The organism is Stutzerimonas sp. FeSN7, from assembly GCF_030263795.1.
Taxonomy (GTDB): domain Bacteria; phylum Pseudomonadota; class Gammaproteobacteria; order Pseudomonadales; family Pseudomonadaceae; genus Stutzerimonas; species Stutzerimonas stutzeri.
The window spans coordinates 1,367,103-1,382,619 of sequence record NZ_JARPMN010000001.1 but is presented as its reverse complement, the minus strand read 5'-3'; the positions used below and the strand labels follow the sequence as shown (position 1 = coordinate 1,382,619).

15 protein-coding genes are annotated in these 15,517 nt (G+C 66.3%); 6 read left to right on the top strand and 9 right to left on the bottom strand.

What is annotated here, in order from left to right; genetic code table 11:
- Position 1 precedes the first annotated feature (1 nt).
- The 3 genes from P5703_RS06410 to P5703_RS06400 are packed head-to-tail and all read left to right on the top strand — an operon-like array spanning position 2 to position 1,875.
- The gene (locus P5703_RS06410; protein WP_111481914.1) at positions 2–319 is read left to right on the top strand and encodes a hypothetical protein; all 318 of its coding nucleotides are present in this window, start codon (positions 2–4) and stop codon (positions 317–319) included.
- Entirely contained in the window at positions 309–1,208 is a 900-nt protein-coding gene (locus tag P5703_RS06405; RefSeq protein WP_151320586.1) for a copper resistance protein B, read from the top strand. Before P5703_RS06410 ends, P5703_RS06405 begins: the two co-directional genes overlap by 11 nt.
- Before the next feature lie 10 nt (positions 1,209–1,218).
- Positions 1,219–1,875, top strand: a complete 657-nt coding sequence (locus P5703_RS06400; RefSeq protein ID WP_011913825.1) for a c-type cytochrome — start codon at positions 1,219–1,221, stop codon at positions 1,873–1,875.
- Positions 1,876–1,887: 12 nt separating this feature from the next.
- On the opposite strand, the gene P5703_RS06395 is transcribed toward P5703_RS06400, so the two are convergent.
- Complete coding sequence (locus P5703_RS06395; RefSeq protein WP_011913826.1) at positions 1,888–2,427, bottom strand: DUF3087 domain-containing protein; 540 nt, start codon at positions 2,425–2,427, stop codon at positions 1,888–1,890.
- 177 nt (positions 2,428–2,604) lie between these two features.
- Here P5703_RS06395 and P5703_RS06390 point away from each other — a divergent pair, with 177 nt between their 5' ends.
- Positions 2,605–3,090 (top strand): GNAT family N-acetyltransferase, encoded by a 486-nt coding sequence (locus P5703_RS06390; protein ID WP_011913827.1) that lies wholly within the window; start codon positions 2,605–2,607, stop codon positions 3,088–3,090.
- 37 nt (positions 3,091–3,127) lie between these two features.
- On the opposite strand, the gene wrbA is transcribed toward P5703_RS06390, so the two are convergent.
- Both wrbA and P5703_RS06380 read right to left on the bottom strand, forming a co-directional pair.
- Positions 3,128–3,727: an NAD(P)H:quinone oxidoreductase gene (wrbA, locus tag P5703_RS06385; protein WP_011913828.1), complete on the bottom strand. Its 600-nt coding sequence runs from the start codon at positions 3,725–3,727 to the stop codon at positions 3,128–3,130.
- Between the two features lie 70 nt (positions 3,728–3,797).
- On the bottom strand, positions 3,798–4,496 hold the full coding sequence (locus P5703_RS06380; RefSeq protein ID WP_011913829.1) for a pirin family protein: 699 nt from the start codon (positions 4,494–4,496) through the stop codon (positions 3,798–3,800).
- Between the two features lie 229 nt (positions 4,497–4,725).
- On the opposite strand from P5703_RS06380, the gene P5703_RS06375 reads away from it, so the two are divergent.
- Complete coding sequence (locus tag P5703_RS06375) at positions 4,726–5,067, top strand: FKBP-type peptidyl-prolyl cis-trans isomerase (RefSeq protein WP_020307110.1); 342 nt, start codon at positions 4,726–4,728, stop codon at positions 5,065–5,067.
- Between the two features lie 43 nt (positions 5,068–5,110).
- On the opposite strand, the gene mdoH is transcribed toward P5703_RS06375, so the two are convergent.
- From mdoH to P5703_RS06345, 6 genes are all read right to left on the bottom strand, one after another.
- Positions 5,111–7,669, bottom strand: a complete 2,559-nt coding sequence (mdoH, locus tag P5703_RS06370; protein ID WP_108241998.1) for a glucans biosynthesis glucosyltransferase MdoH — start codon at positions 7,667–7,669, stop codon at positions 5,111–5,113.
- Positions 7,670–7,679: 10 nt separating this feature from the next.
- On the bottom strand, positions 7,680–9,206 hold the full coding sequence (locus tag P5703_RS06365) for a glucan biosynthesis protein G (RefSeq protein ID WP_502989186.1): 1,527 nt from the start codon (positions 9,204–9,206) through the stop codon (positions 7,680–7,682).
- Positions 9,207–9,389: 183 nt separating this feature from the next.
- Complete coding sequence (gene bglX / locus P5703_RS06360) at positions 9,390–11,681, bottom strand: beta-glucosidase BglX (RefSeq protein ID WP_279947215.1); 2,292 nt, start codon at positions 11,679–11,681, stop codon at positions 9,390–9,392.
- Between the two features lie 96 nt (positions 11,682–11,777).
- Positions 11,778–12,557, bottom strand: a complete 780-nt coding sequence (locus P5703_RS06355; RefSeq protein ID WP_013983338.1) for a PhzF family phenazine biosynthesis protein — start codon at positions 12,555–12,557, stop codon at positions 11,778–11,780.
- Positions 12,558–12,701: 144 nt separating this feature from the next.
- Entirely contained in the window at positions 12,702–13,412 is a 711-nt protein-coding gene (locus P5703_RS06350; RefSeq protein ID WP_125850132.1) for an LrgB family protein, read from the bottom strand.
- A complete protein-coding gene (locus P5703_RS06345; protein WP_003300577.1) occupies positions 13,409–13,774 on the bottom strand; it encodes a CidA/LrgA family protein in 366 nt (121 codons plus the stop codon). Before P5703_RS06345 ends, P5703_RS06350 begins: the two co-directional genes overlap by 4 nt.
- Positions 13,775–14,074: 300 nt before the next feature.
- Between P5703_RS06345 and ccoG the strand changes: the two genes are divergently transcribed.
- Entirely contained in the window at positions 14,075–15,493 is a 1,419-nt protein-coding gene (gene ccoG, locus P5703_RS06340) for a cytochrome c oxidase accessory protein CcoG (RefSeq protein ID WP_020307105.1), read from the top strand.
- The last annotated feature ends 24 nt before the right edge of the window (positions 15,494–15,517 follow it).

Below are 15,517 nucleotides of genomic sequence, written 5' to 3'. Positions count from 1 at the left end.
TATGAAAACCCTCAAGCACACCACCCTGCTCGCCCTCGGCCTGGCCGCCTCCCTCGGCCTGAACGCGGTCCAGGCGCAGCAGAGCGAAAACGACGGTCATCATGCCGAGAACGACCCGGCCGAACAGGCCACCCCGCAGACCACGCAGCCCAAGACTCAACAGGGCGGCATGATGCAGGGCATGGACCACGACAAGATGAAGGACATGCACGAGCAGCACATGGGCAACGGCCACATGGATCATGGCGGCATGGGCGGCGGATCGGTGGACAAGGACATGCCCAAGGACGCCGAGCAGGGCAATCCGCATGCGCATTAAGCCGCTCCCCGGCGCCGTCGCGCTGAGTCTGGTCACGCCGGCGAGCCAGGCGCAGCAGAACATGGACCACTCCGGCCATGTCGGCCACACTGCGCCGGCAGCGCACGAGCACAGGGATCATGGGCGAACCGACGGCCACATGGACCACGGCTCGATGGCGCACCCGCCGGGACAGGAGCCGCGCACGCCCATCCCAGCCATCAGCGATGCGGATCGCGCCGCGGCGTTCCCCAGCCTGCCGGCCCATCACATGCACCAGGGCGGGACGAATTTCCTGTTTCTCGCCGACCAGCTGGAGTGGCAGGACGCCGACGAGGGCAGCGCACTGGCCTGGGACATTTCCGGCTGGGTCGGTGGCGACATCGACCGTCTGGCGTTCCGCTCGGAGGGCGAGCGTACCAATGGCCACACCGAGGAAGCGGAACTGCAGCTGCTGTGGAGCCACGCCATCGGTCCCTGGTGGGAAACCGTCGCCGGCGTGCGCCAGGACTTCAAACCAGGCTCGCCGCAGACCTGGGCGGCCTTCGGCGTGCAGGGCATGCCGTTGTTCGGCCTGGAAACCGAGGCGACCGCCTTCATCGGCGAAGGCGGCCAGAGCGCACTGCGTCTGGAGGCCGAGTACGACATCCTGCTGACCCAGCGCTGGGTGCTGCAGCCCACTGCCGAGCTCAACCTGCACGGGCGCAACGACGAGGCGCGCGGCGTCGGCGCAGGGTTCAGCGACGCCAGTCTAGGGCTGCGCCTGCGCTACGAGATCAGCCGCCAGTTTGCGCCTTATATCGGCGTGACCTGGAACCGTGCCTACGGCAACACCGCCGACCTGCTGCGTGCCGAAGGCGAGGATGTCAGCGACACCCGCCTGGTGGCCGGCATCCGCTTCTGGTTCTGAGGGGTACGGCATGAGAACAGTCCTGGCGACGCTGGCGCTGAGTGCCCTGGCGGTGGTGACCGGCGCGGCGCTGGTGCTGTACTCCGGCATCATCGACGTCGGCGCTGACGACCCGCACAGCGCACCGCTGCATGCCGTGCTGGAGACGGCCCGCGAACGCGCCGTAGCCGTGCGCGCCCGGGACATCGAGGTGCCGCCGCTGGGCTCGGCGGAACAGATGCGCTCCGGCGCGGGCAACTACGCGGCGATGTGCGTCGGTTGTCACCTGGCGCCGGGCGTCGCGCCAACCGAGCTGAGCCAGGGCCTCTACCCCGCCCCACCAGCGCTGGCCGAAGCCACCCGCGACGGCGACCCGGCCGCGACCTTCTGGGTCATCAAGCATGGGCTCAAGTCCACCGGCATGCCGGCGTGGGGCCGATTCATGGAGGACCACTACATCTGGTCGCTGGTCGCCTTTGTCGAGCAGTTGCCGTCACTCACTCCCATGGAATACCAGGCGCTGGTGGCCTCCAGCGACGGCCACCAGCACGGCGGCGGCGAAACGGACATGCATGATCACAGCGGCCAGCATTCCAGCCAGACCGGCGATCACCACGGCGCTTCCGAGCAGGGCGAGACAGATGCGAAGGTGCATCGGCATTCCGACGGCAGTCGTCACCAGCACTGACGCACACCTGGCTCAGCGTTTCGCCTCGATCCTGCCGACCCGTTCGAGCCACTCGGACTCGAGCCGGTTCTGTTCGATGTCCATGCCCAGCGCCTCCATCGCCTCGCGGTGACGGTCGATTTCGGCGACCGAATCACTGAGCCCGGTGAGATTGCCATCGAGCTGGTGCATCTGCGTCAGCCCAAGATGATAGAAGCGCAGCAGCTTGATTGCCGCGGGATCGCCCGCGCTCACGCCGGCCCTGACCTGATGCATCATGTTGGTCACCCGCATCAGACTGCGCTTGAGCCGCCAGCCATAGGCCGCCGAAGCCATCCACGGCTGTTGCCAGTACAGCAGCCGCACCAGCGCGACGGTCAGTGCCAGCCCCGCGACGACCCCGCCAATGTTCAGCCGCAGGTTGTCGCCGCCCGGCTCGCCGAACAGCGCGACCGCCAGGCCCGACAGGCCCATGGCCAGAATGGCGAAGGTGGCCGCGACGATCAGCGTGCTGCGGCGGGTCTCGCGACGGTAGGTTTCGGGGCTGCGCGGAACGATCTCGAATAGCACCACGGGGCGTTGTCCTCGGCTGAAATGGATGGCAGGCGCCGCGCATTATCACCCCATTGGCCCACGCGCGGCTGACGCAGCGCAGCGCTTCGCACGCTCTCGCGAATCGCCCTACGCCAGACATCGCCCCGTCGCCGGTTCAGCCGCTATGCTGCAGCCACCGCCCCACGGGAACTGTCCATGCGCCGCCTCGCCATACCCGCCGACCAGCAACGGGTCTACGACATCTACATGCACCCGGATGTGGTGCCCTACCTCGGTTTCGACCCCATGCCACGCGAAGCTTTCGGCAAGGTGTTCGAGCCGCTGTTCGAAAGCGGCAGCTTCTACGTGTTCGAGGAGCATGGGCAGGTACAGGGCTTCTACAAGGTGCAGCGGCACCTCGGTCGCGCGGCTCATGTCGCCTACCTGGGCACGCTGGCGGTCGCACCGCAGGCCAAGGGCAGCGGACTGGCCCGACGGATGATGCAGGACGCCCTCGACCGGCTGGCCGCCAGCGGCATCCGCCGCGTGGAGCTCAGCGTGGAGGCCGACAATCCGCGGGCGATCGCCTTCTACCAGCGCTTCGGCTTCGTGCACGAGGGAACGCAGCGGGCGGCCTACAAGCGCGCCGGCGAGGATGGCTATGTCGATGAACTGATGTACGGCCTGCTGCTGGAGGCCTGACGGGATGCCGGACGGCGGACGCCGTCCGGCCGGGGGATCAGCCGGCGAGCTTGCTGGTGATCTTCGCCACGTGCTCGCCCTGGAAGCGCGCAATGGCCAGTTCCTTCTCCGATGGCTGACGCGAGCCGTCGCCGCCCGCGATGGTCGAGGCGCCATAAGGCGTGCCACCGTTGGTCTCGGAGATGTCGAAGAACTCGCTGATACCGTAGCCGGTCGGCACGATGACCATGCCGTGGTGCGCCAGAGTGGTCCAGGTGGAGGTGATGGTCATTTCCTGCCCGCCACCGGTGCCCGTGGAGGTGAATACGCTCGCGACCTTGCCATGCAGTGCGCCCTTCGCCCACAGGCCGCCGGTGCGGTCGAGGAAGTTGCGCATCTGTCCGGACATGTTGCCGAAGCGGGTAGGCGTGCCGAAGATGATCGCATCGTAGTTCGGCAATTCGTTCGGATCGGCGATATCAGCTGCCTGATCGACCTTGCCGCCAGCGTTGCGGAAGGCATCTTCCGGCATGGTCTCCGGTACGCGCTTGATGACCACCTCGGCGCCCGGCACACGGCGGGCGCCTTCTGCCACCGCGTTGGCCATGGTTTCGATATGGCCGTACATCGAGTGATACAGCACGAGAATCTTCGCCATCTTGTCTTTCCTCTTTTGGTGAATGTGTGCGGGTAAACCTTGGGTTGTGATAGCCGAGCGTCGGCGGCGTTCAGCGCGACTCGACCAGCACGACTTCGCTGTTCTCCAGCGCGCGGACGGTCAGCCGTGCCTCATCGCGCACGGCCACGCCATCCCCTGCGGAGACGGTGACACCGTTGACCTCGATCTGCCCGCTCGCGGGCACCAGGTAGACGCGGCGCCCTTCGGCGATCTGGTAATCGGCGCTCTGCCCCTGTTCAAGCGTAGCCGCTGCCAGACGGGCCTCGGCACGAATCGGCAAGGCCTCGTCGTCGCCCGGCAGGCCGCTGGCCAGGGTGACGAACGCCCCGGCACGCTCGCCGCTGGGGAATCTGCGGGTGCCCCAGGTCGGCGGCAGACCGGTCTGCTGCGGGTGAATCCAGATCTGGAAGATGCGTGTCTCCTCGTCTTCCAGGTTGTACTCGCTGTGGACGATGCCGCTGCCGGCGCTCATCACCTGCACGTCGCCGGCAACGGTGCGCCCGCGATTGCCCAGGCTGTCTTCGTGAGTGATCGCGCCCTGGCGCACGTAGGTGATGATTTCCATGTCGCGATGCCCGTGGGGCTCGAAGCCCGAATGCGGGGCGATACTGTCGTCGTTCCAGACACGCAGCCGGCCCCAGCGCATGCGCTGGGCATCGTGATACTCGGCAAAGGAAAAGTGATGACGGGCGTTCAGCCAACCGTGCCGGGCGTGGCCGAGTTCTGCATGGGGACGACGTTCGATCATCTGAGCCTCCGAATGAGTGGGTCGGCCGGGCTGGCCGGCGGAACCGAATGAGCCCGATAATCTATTGATTCTTCATCGGCATGTACGCAAATTTGCGCCAATAAAAATCGAATTAATCGATCTATCTCGCTGCACTTCTCCAACGCGCGCCCTGCACTCACGCAAGCGGTTGCGCGCAATCGGTTTACCTGCCAAAACGGCGCCCTGTTTCAACTAACCAGGGCGGAACATGAACCAGGAACTGCAAATCGAGGACGTGCGACTCGGCGAAGGCAAGGCGGTCGTAAAAGGCGCGCTCATCACGACGCAATACCGCGGCACGCTGAGCGACGGCACGGAGTTCGACAGCTCCTACACGCGTGGCAAGCCGTTCCAGTGCGTGATAGGCACCGGGCGCGTGATCAAGGGCTGGGATATCGGCCTGATGGGAATGAAAGTCGGCGGTAAGCGCAGGCTCTTCGTTCCGGCTCATCTGGGCTATGGCGAGCGGCAGATCGGCGCGCACATTCCGCCGAATTCGGACCTTCACTTCGAGATCGAGCTGCTCGAAGTGCTGACTCGGGACGACTGATCAGCAGCGCCATGCGGCTTGCGCACCGCATGGCGCTGCGATTTCAGCTCGCGCTGGCCGGCGCCTGGTGAGGAACGCCTTGGGGGTACTCCTCCCGATAGCGCGCCAGCCAGTTGGCACCTGCCGGGTCGTCCCACACATGGCGGTGCAGCAACGCCATGCCATCGGGATCGTTGAGCAGGCGCCAGCGCGCCGCCTCGCCCTTCGCAGCCGCCGGCCCCGCCGCCAGTACCTCCGCCAGACGCTGCTCGCGCAGGTGCTCCGCGGCCGGCACCACCTTGGCGTGACGAGCGCGCGCCATGGCGCAGACCAGGGCGTTGTACAGCGGGTCGACGACGGCGACGAGGAAGCCCTCGCGCAGCGCGTTCGCCTGATTCTGCTGCTGGTAGCGGTCAGTGTTGGCCAGCTCGGTAGGCGGCGCGTACTCCTCGGGAATCAGGAACAGCTTGCACCGACGGGCGGCCAGGCCCAGGCCGGTACGGCTGGTGATCACCGACACCGGCGCCGAGAGGATCAGCGACACCACGATCGGCGCCAGCCACCAGAGGAAGGCCGCATCCAGCCAGGCAACCAGTGCCGTCCAGAGCACGCCGATGACGATCTGCGAACCATGCCGGCGCAGCGCCTCCCCCCAGGGCGTCGCGTCATCGCCGCGCTGCGGCGATTTCCACTGCACCGACCAGCCGAGGAATGCCGCGGTGACGAATACGCTGTGAAAGAGCATGCGCACCGGCGCCAACAGCACCGAAAACAGCGTCTCGATCAGCATCGACAGCACCACCCGCAACCGACCGCCATAGGCCTGCGCGCCCTGGATGCAGACCAGCAGCACGCTGAGCAGCTTGGGCAGGAACAGCAGCGTAATGGTCGCCGAGAACAGCGCGATGGCCTCCTCCGGATGCCAGCGTGGCCACAATGGATAGAGCTGGTTGGGCTGCAGGAAATACTCCGGTTCCATCAGCGTATGGATGGCCAGCAGGCCGGTGGACAGCAGCAGGAAGAGGAACCACAGCGGCGCCGACAGGTAGGACATCACCCCGGTCAGAAACACCAGACGATGCACCGTGTGCACGCCGCGCACCATGAACAGACGGAAGTTCATCAGGTTGCCATGGCACCAGCGGCGGTCGCGCTTGAGCTCGTCGAGCAGGTTGGGCGGCAGCTCCTCGTAACTGCCCGGCAGATCGTAGGCGATCCACACGCCCCAGCCGGCACGTCGCATCAGCGCCGCCTCGACGAAATCGTGCGAGAGGATCGCGCCGGCGAAGGAGCCGGTGCCGGGCAGCGGGGCCAGCGCACAATGCTCGATGAAGGGTTTGACCCGGATGATCGCGTTGTGACCCCAGTAGTGCGACTCGCCCAACTGCCAGAAATTGAGCCCGGCGGTGAACAGCGGCCCGTAGACGCGGGTAGCGAACTGCTGCAGGCGCGCATAGAGGGTGTCCATACCCGAGGCCTTGGGGGCGGTCTGGATGATGCCGGCGTTGGGGTTGGCCTCCATCAGCCGCACCAGGCTGGTCAGACATTCGCCGCTCATCACGCTGTCGGCATCGAGCACCACCATGTAGCGGTAGCTGCTGCCCCAGCGCCGGCAGAAGTCGTCGATGTTGCCGCTCTTGCGCTTCACCCGACGCCGGCGGCGGCGATAGAAGATATGGCCGAAACCATCCACCGCGCGACACAGCTCGACCCAGGCCTGCTGCTCGGCGACACAGGTGTCCGGGTCGTTGCTGTCGCTGAGCACGAAGATATCGAAATGCTCCAGCTCACCGGTGGCCTTGAGCGACTCGTAAGTCGCGCGCAGACCGGCGAACACCCGCGGCACGTCCTCGTTGGCGATCGGCATCACCAGCGCGGTGCGCGCCTCGGCTGGAATCGGCTCGTTGCCCGGACTGCTGGCCGAGATGCTATAGCGGTCCTTGCCACGCAGCAGCTGGAAGAAGCCCATCAGCGCGGTCCAGAAGCCCACCGATACCCAGCAGAACAGCAGCGCGAACAGCAGCAGGATGCTGGTCTGCACCACGTAGGGCAGGATCTGCCGTGCCGATTCGGCCAGCGGCTGCACGAAAACGTCCTGCAGGTCCACCAGCGACCAGCCCTGGTACGGCAACACCGCCTTCATCTGCCAGGTGGCGAACGCGGTCTGGCCGAGCATCAGAATCAGCAATGCGCTGCGCCGCAGCGCCGCGACGCGCCGCCAGCGTGCTTCGTCGAGCGGCTGCGGGCTGGGTTCGAAGGTGCGCCGCGGAGTCTTGCGCCCCAGCAGCCGGCGCCAACCGCGACGCAGGATGTTGGTGTGCCAGGGCTCCGGCACCATCCGCGTGCGAACGATCGGCGGGGTGGATTGCAGATAGGGGCGGCCCTGATGGTCCTCACGGATGATGCCGGCGCGGTCGAACAGATCGCCCCAGCCCATGCGCAGCCGGGTCACCACGGAGTCCAGCAGACGCCGCGACGGGCCGCGCTCGGCGGTCGTCGCGGCGGACATTTCGTCATGCAGGGCGAGCAGACCGCCCTGCTCCGCGGCCTGCCGGTATCTGGCCGGGTCCTCGACGTCGGTCAGCGCCAGGCCATCGCAATAGCCTTCAGCCATGCGGTTCATTGCGTCCTGCTCATTCATGGGGAGGAATCTGGTAGGTCCAGGTTTCGGAAAGGGTCTTTTCAACATCGACCAGCGCCGCACGCATTTCCACCGGCCGGCGCGGATCACGCACCTTGAGCCGCAGAGTCATGCGCCAGCCCTTGCTGACCGGGTTGTAGCGCAGGTTGTTCTCCACCAGCTCGGCGTTGTCATCGACGCTGACGCGAGTGGTGACCGGCGCATCCTCGGGCAGCTTGGCCAGCACCGGCCCGACGAAGTCCACCACCAGAGCGGTGCTGCCATCGGCCTGGCGAATCAGGTTGGCCTGCTTGACGTCCCCGGCCGACACGCGGGTCTGCTGTGCCCAGGCCAGTTGCGGATCGTGCAGACTCGGTTCGTCCATGGAGAAATGCAGGCGATACTCCAGGTCCAGCGGCTGACCGGGCTCCGGCTGCTTCTCGGGCGACCAGAAGGCGACGATGTTGTCGTTGGTTTCGTCGGGCGTGGGGATCTCCACCAGCTCGACATGTCCCTTGCCCCAGTCACCGCGCGTCTCCACCCAGCCACTCGGGCGCAGCTCGTAGCGGTCGTCCAGGTCCTCGTAGCGGTTGAACTCACGGGTACGCTGCATCAGGCCGAAGCCACGCGGGTTCTCCACGCTGAACGCGCTGACCGCCAGGCGACGCGGGTTGTTCAGCGGGCGCCAGAGCCACTCGCCGTTGCCGGCGTGGATCGCCAGCCCCTCGGAGTCGTGCAGCTGCGGGCGGAAATTCAGCGAATCGCTGGGTTGGTTCGCTCCGAACAGGTACATGCTGGTCAGCGGTGCGATGCCGAGCTTGCCCACCGGCTCGCGCAGGTACACCCGGGCCTGCACGTCCAGCGTGCTGTCCTTGCCCGGCGTCAGCACCATGCGGTAGGCGCCGGTGGCACGCGGCGAGTCGAGCAGCGCGTAGATGACCAGGTTGCGCCGGTCGGGCTGCGGCCGTTCCACCCAGAACTCGCGGAAGCGGGGAAACTCCTCACCCACCGGCAGCGCCGTGTCGATCGCCAGCCCGCGTGCAGACAGGCCATACCACTGGCCCTTGCCAACGATGCGGAAATAGCTCGCACCGAGCAGAGTCATCACCTCGTCCTGCTTGTCCTTCTTGTTCAGCGGATAGAGCACCTTGAAACCGGCGAAGCCCAGACCTTCCAGCGCAGCGGGATCGACCTCGACGCCGTCGAACTGGAACATGGCCGGGTCATAGCGGATCTCGCGGACGTCCGTCGCGGTGATCTCGTTGATGCGTACCGGTGTGTCGAAGTGCATGCCCTGATGGTAGAACTGCAGGTGGAACGGTGTATTGGCATCCTTCCAGTAGGCATGTTCGGGGTCGAAGCGCAGCCGTTGGTAATCGGCAAAGGCCATTCGGCGAAACTCTTCCGGCAGGTTGCTCGCCGGTTCCTCATAGCCGCGGGACGCCAGTTCCTGCGCCTGCTTGGCCACATCATCCAGGCTGAACGCCAGCGCACTGCCGGCCATCAGCATGTACAACCCACCTGCCAGCCCTGCCAGCATGCGCGCCGGATGGGTACCCGTCTTCCGTTGAAAAATGCGTAACACACCGCCTCCGAATTACACGTTTGTACAGAGTTCGCTCTGCTTCGCTGTGGTGAACCACCCGAGCCCAGCCGCTGTGCCGCGCGCGACAGGTGCGACGGCGTTGCCGGACTGCAGGCGTTTCTCCATACAGAAATTTTCTTACAACAGCTCGAAGCGCTCGCTCTGCACGGTCCGCGAATCGAGCCCCAGCTGCACTTCGAATTCACCTGGCTCGGCCACATAGTCGAGCCGGGCGTCGTGGAACCTGAGGTCGTCCTCGCCCAGAGTGAAGCGCACCACCCGCGTCTCGCCCGGCTCGAGCCGGATTTTTTCGAAGCGTTTGAGCTCCTTCACCGGTCGCACACTGGAGCCGACCAGGTCCTGCAGATAAAGCTGCACGACGGTCGCGCCGGCGCGCGCTCCGCTGTTCTTTACCGTTACGCTGACCTCCAGGCGCTGCCCCCGTTTCAATTCGCGCTTGGAAAGTTGCGGTTTGGACAGTTCGAACTCGGTATAGCTCAGGCCGTAGCCGAATGGGTACAGCGCGCCGTTGGGCTCTTCGAAATATTGCGAGGTGTAGTTGCCCGGACGCCCCTCGACATAGGGGCGGCCCAACCGTGGATGGTTGTAGTAGGTGGGAATCTGCCCCACCGAACGCGGAAAGGAGATCGGCAACTTGCCCGAAGGGTTGTGCGCGCCGAACAGCACATCGGCGATGGCATTGCCGCCCTCGGTTCCGGTGAACCAGGTTTCCAGCAGCGCATCGGCATGCTCCCTGACCCACCCCAGCTGCAGCGGGCGACCATTCATCAGCACCACCACCAGTGGCTTGCCGGTGGCGACCAGGGCTTCGAGCAGCGCCTGCTGGCTGGCCGGCAAGGTCAGACTGGTCCGGCTGGACGATTCGTGGGACATGCCACGGGCCTCGCCCAGAGCCGCGACGATCACATCGGCCTCGCGCGCCGCACGCACCGCTTCGTCGATCATCGCCTGCGGCGGACGCGGGTCCTGGACCACCTCCGGGCGGTCCCAGTTGAGGAAGTTCAGGTACTTGATCATGCCGGCATCGTCGGTGACGTTGGCGCCGCGCGCGTGGATGATCCGGCCGTCCTTGCCAAGCGCTCGTTCGAGGCCCTGGCGCAGCGTCACGGCCTGCGCTGCCACGCCGGCTGCCGACCAGCTGCCGAGCATGTCGACGGGGGAATCGGCCAGCGGCCCGACCAGCGCGATGCGTGCATCCCTGCGCAGTGGCAGCGTCTGCCCGCGGTTTTCCAGCAGCACCAGGGACTCGCGCGCGACCTGGCGTGCCGCCTCGCGGTGCAGGCGGCTTTCGGCGTTGACCTCGGCGGGGTCGTCCACCGCCCGGCCGATGCGGCGATAGGGATCATGGAACAGACCCAGGTCGTACTTGGCGCCGAGCACACGGCCGACCGCCTGGTCGATCAGCTCGAGGGGCACTTCGCCGCGTTCGACCAGGCCGGGCAGTTCCTGCAGATAGAGCGAGTCGTGCATGCTCAGGTCGATGCCGGCCTCGATCGCCAGGCGCGCGGCCTCGCGGCCATCACGAGCCACGCCATGGCGCAGCAATTCGTCGATAGCGCCGTGATCGCTGATGGTCAGCCCGCGAAAGCCCCAGTCGTCGCGCAACAGATCACGCAACAGCCAGCGGTTGGCACTGGCCGGCACGCCGTTGACGGTGTTCAGCGCCACCATCACGCCACCGGCGCCGGCGTCCACCGCCGCACGGTAGGGCGGCAGGTAATCCTGGTACATGCGCTGCGGGCTCATGTCGACCACGTTGTAATCACGCCCGCCCTCCACCGCACCGTACAGGGCGAAGTGCTTGACGCTGGCCATCACGCTGTCCGCGGCGCTCAGGCGCTCGCCCTGATAGGCGCGCACCAGCGTGCCGGCGATCTGCGAGACCAGGTACGGATCTTCGCCGAAGCCCTCGGACGTCCGCCCCCAGCGCGGGTCGCGGGTGATGTCCACCATGGGCGCGAAGGTCAGATCGAGGCCGTCGGCACTGGCCTCGATGGCCGAAACCCGACCGCTCAGGGCGATGGCGTCGAGGTCCCAGCTTGAAGCCAGGGCCAGGCTGATGGGGAAGATGGTGCGATGGCCATGAACCACGTCATAGGCGAAGAAGATCGGAATGCCCAGTCGGCTGCGCAAGGCCGCCTCCTGCATGGGGCGGTTGTCGGCTCGGGTCACCGAATTGAAGGTGGCACCGATGCGGCCGGCCGCGATCTCCTCGACGATGCGCTCGCGCGGCATATCGCCACCAATGCTGATCAGCCGCAGCTGGCCGATCTTCTCCGCCAGAGTCATGCGCTCGAGCAGGGTCTCGATCAGTGCCTGTCGGTCGTCCAGCGGCAGGGCCGGCGGCGCCGCGCAGGCGAACGGACTCATCGCGCCGGCAAGCAGGACAAACGGCAACAGCCTTTTCATCATCACAACCCCATTCTCGTTTCAACCGACCAGCCACACACAGGCACACCCATCGCGCAGGTCACGGACCGTACGCAATGCGCCCTTGAATTCGTCTTAGAGTTCGATGGTGCCGTCGAGGTAGAGCACCGCCTGCCCGGCCACCATCACACGGTCCGCTTCGACCCGGCAGTGCAGGATGCCCGTGCGCGCCGATGCCTGCAGCGCCACCAGTTCGTTGCGCCCCAGCCGCTCGGCCCAGTACGGCGCGAGCCCGGCATGGATGGAACCGGTGACCGGGTCCTCGGCGCCGCCATTGGCCGGCCAGAAATAGCGGGAGGCGAAATCCTGCTCGCGCCCTGGCGCGGTCACCACCACATCCAGCGGTGCCAGCGTGCGCAACGCCTGCAGATCTGGCGCCAGCGCGCGCACCTGCTGCTCGTCGCGGTAGACGGCGAACCATGCCTGGCGATTGCGCAGCACCGCTTCCGGCGCGAGCCCGAGCCCCTGCAGCAACGCGGCCGGCGGCTCGGCGACCGGCTCCGGCGCGCGATTGGGAAAACTCATTTCCAGCAGCCCGTCAGCACGCCGCTGCACGGCCAGATCGCCCACGGCAGCGGCACGAAAGGTCAGCGGCGCGCGGGCCAGCCCCTGTTCCAGCAGCACGAAGGCGCTGGCCAGCGTGGCATGGCCACAGAAATCGATTTCGGTGAGCGGCGAGAACCAGCGGATGTGAAAGGCCCCGTCCGCCTCGCGAACGAAAAAGGCCGTCTCGGAAAGGTTGTTTTCGGCGGCGATGGCTTGCATCAGCTCGTCCGGCAGCCAGGCTTGCAAGGGTATCACCGCCGCGGGATTGCCCCGGAAACGTTCAGCGGTGAAAGCATCGACCTGGAACATCCGCAATTTCATGGTTTGCACCCTGTGCACGGTCAAGCGACCGCCGCCTACTCTAACGGGTCTGACGGGGTGCTAGCCAGTGGCGCGTGAGGGTCGCAACGCCGCCACCGCCGCGGCCTGCACGGGAATGCCCGGCAGGCGGCGTCAACCGAGGGCGAATGGCAGCAGCAGCGCGATCAGAATGCCCAGCAGGCTCATGCCCAGCGCAGCGAAGGCGCCGCACTCATCACCCTCCTCCAGCGCCCTTGCGGTACCGATGGCATGGGCGTTGAGGCCGTAACTCAGGCCCCGCGCCGCGGGATGCTCGACCCCGGCCCAGCGCAGCAGCAGCGGTCCCAACGCGGTGCCGATGACGCCGGTCAGCATGACGAACACTGCCGCCAGTGAAGCCAGGCCGCCGAGCCGCTCGGCCACCAGCATGGCGATGGGCATGGTCGCGGACTTTGGCGCCAGGCTCATCAGCACCGGCAGCTCTGCGCCCAATGCCCAGGCGATCGCCAGCGTCAGAACCACACTGAGCACGCCGCCGACCGCCAAGGTGATGACGATCGGCCAGAACAGCTGCTGGATACGCTTGAGATGTCGATGCAGCGGCACCGCCAGCGCCACGGTGGCAGGCCCCAGCGGCATGGCGACCAGCGCAGCGCCGTCGCGGTAGCGCGCATAGTCGAGGTCCACCAGGGTCAGTGTGCCGACCACCAGCAGCATGCCCACCATGACCGGTTGCAGCACCAGCCAGCCGCTGCGGCGATACAGCATCAGCGCCAGCTGAAAGGCGATCAAAGTCAGCGCCACGGCAAACAGCGGATGGACCACCACCGCCGCCCAGGCGGTGCGCCAATCGAATACGGTCATGCCTGATCCTCCCGCTGGCGATCGAGTCGGCGGATCAGCCGCTGCATCAGCCAGCCGCAGAACGGCACCGTGATCAGCAGCGACAAAACCAGGCCGGCGGCGATCGCTGGCAGATCATCCAGCAGTGCGCCAGCGCTGGTCATGATGCCGGCGGCCGGCACGATCAGCAGCAGCGGCAGATACTGCAGCAGCAAGGCCGCGGTCTTCTCCAGAGACTCCGGAATGCTGCGGCGCAGCAGCAGCAGGCCGAACAGCAACAGCATGCCGATGATCGGCCCCGGCAATGCCGGCAGCAGCACCAGGTTGATCAGATTGCCGAGCAGCTGCAGCAGCACGAGCCAGGTCAGGCCTTGGAGAATCATCGGCGATGCTCCCGCGGCAGCATTGGATGAATCATGCGTTGGCTCCTCTTCATTCGGCAAAAGGCCTCGACTATCGCCGGCCTGGCGGCAACAGAACAGCATCAGATGCAGACAAAAAAAGCGGATCAGCCGATCCCGACAGCTTCCGCTGATGCAGGTCAACGCCTAGCGATGCCTACGTTCCGACAGCGCTGCCGCGCCCGATCTGATCCGTATTTAGCCGTCACATCTGAGTCTGTTATGCATGAGCCTCGACGGGGATCATCCGCCTCGCCTGAACTGCCTATGGGGCGAAAGCCAATGACCGACCGCATACCCGCGCGGATCATCGAAACCGTTGATCCCAGCCAGCCGATCCGCCTGACGCCCGCCCAGAGCGGCGGGCCCATCCACACGCGCAGTTTCAGCGGACGTTTCCGCAACCTGCGCCTGTTGGGCGGCGCCCTGCTGATGCTGCTCTACTTCGGCACCGTCTGGCTGAACTGGAACGGGCGCCAGGCGGTGCTGTGGGACCTGGACCGGCAGCAGTTCCACATCTTCGGCGCCACCTTCTGGCCGCAGGATTTCATCCTGCTCTCGGCGATCCTAATCATCGCCGCGTTCGGCCTGTTCTTCATCACCGTGCTGGCCGGGCGCATCTGGTGCGGCTACGCCTGCCCGCAGAGCACCTGGACCTGGATGTTCATGTGGGTGGAAAAGATCACTGAAGGCGACCGCCTGCAGCGCATCAAGCTCGATGCTGCACGCTGGTCCGCCGCCAAGCTGCTGCGCCGTGCCGCCAAGCACACGCTGTGGCTGGCCATCAGCCTGGCCACGGCGCTGGCCTTCGTCGGCTATTTCACCCCGGTACGCGAGCTGGTGGCCGACCTTGCCCGCTTCGAGGTCGGCGCCACCACCGCCTTCTGGCTGCTGTTCTTCACCGCCGCGACCTACATCAATGCCGGCTGGCTGCGTGAGCAGGTGTGCCTGCACATGTGCCCCTACTCGCGCTTCCAGAGCGTGATGTTCGACGCCGACACCCTTCTCGTCTCGTACGACACAGCCCGCGGCGAGAATCGCGGCGCGCGGCGCAAGGGCAGTGATCCGCGAGCCCAGGGCCTCGGTGACTGCGTCGACTGCACGCTGTGCGTGCAGGTCTGCCCCACCGGCATCGACATCCGCGACGGCCTGCAGCTGGACTGCATCAGCTGCGGCGCCTGCATCGACGTCTGCGACAGCGTCATGGACCGGATGGGTTACGCCCGCGGCCTGCTGCGCTACACCTCCGAACGTGCGCTCAAGGGCGGCATCACCCGCCTCTTGCGTCCGCGGCTGGTCGGTTATGCGGTGGCGATGACGGCGATGATCGCCGCCTTCATCTGGGCACTGGATGCGCGGCCGCAGCTGCAGTTGGACGTGACCCGCGACCGCACGCTGTACCGCGAGAACATGCAGGGCCAGATCGAGAACATGTATCGCCTCAAGCTGATCAACAAGACGCAGCAGCCGCGCCGCTACGCGCTGGCATTGGACGGCGGCCCCTTCGAGCTGCAGGGCCCGCGCGAGATCGCGCTGGCTCCGGGCGAAATCGCCGATCTGCCGGTCAGCGTGGCACTGCTCGACAACGCCCGCGACTTCAGCCGCGAGCTGCGCTTCGAGGTCAGCGACCTGGTCAAGCCGGACAGTCGGGTGAGCACACCGAGCACCTTCGTCGCCCCCATCGCGGCGCTACGCCAGTAGACTGGCCATGCCCAACCGCCACGG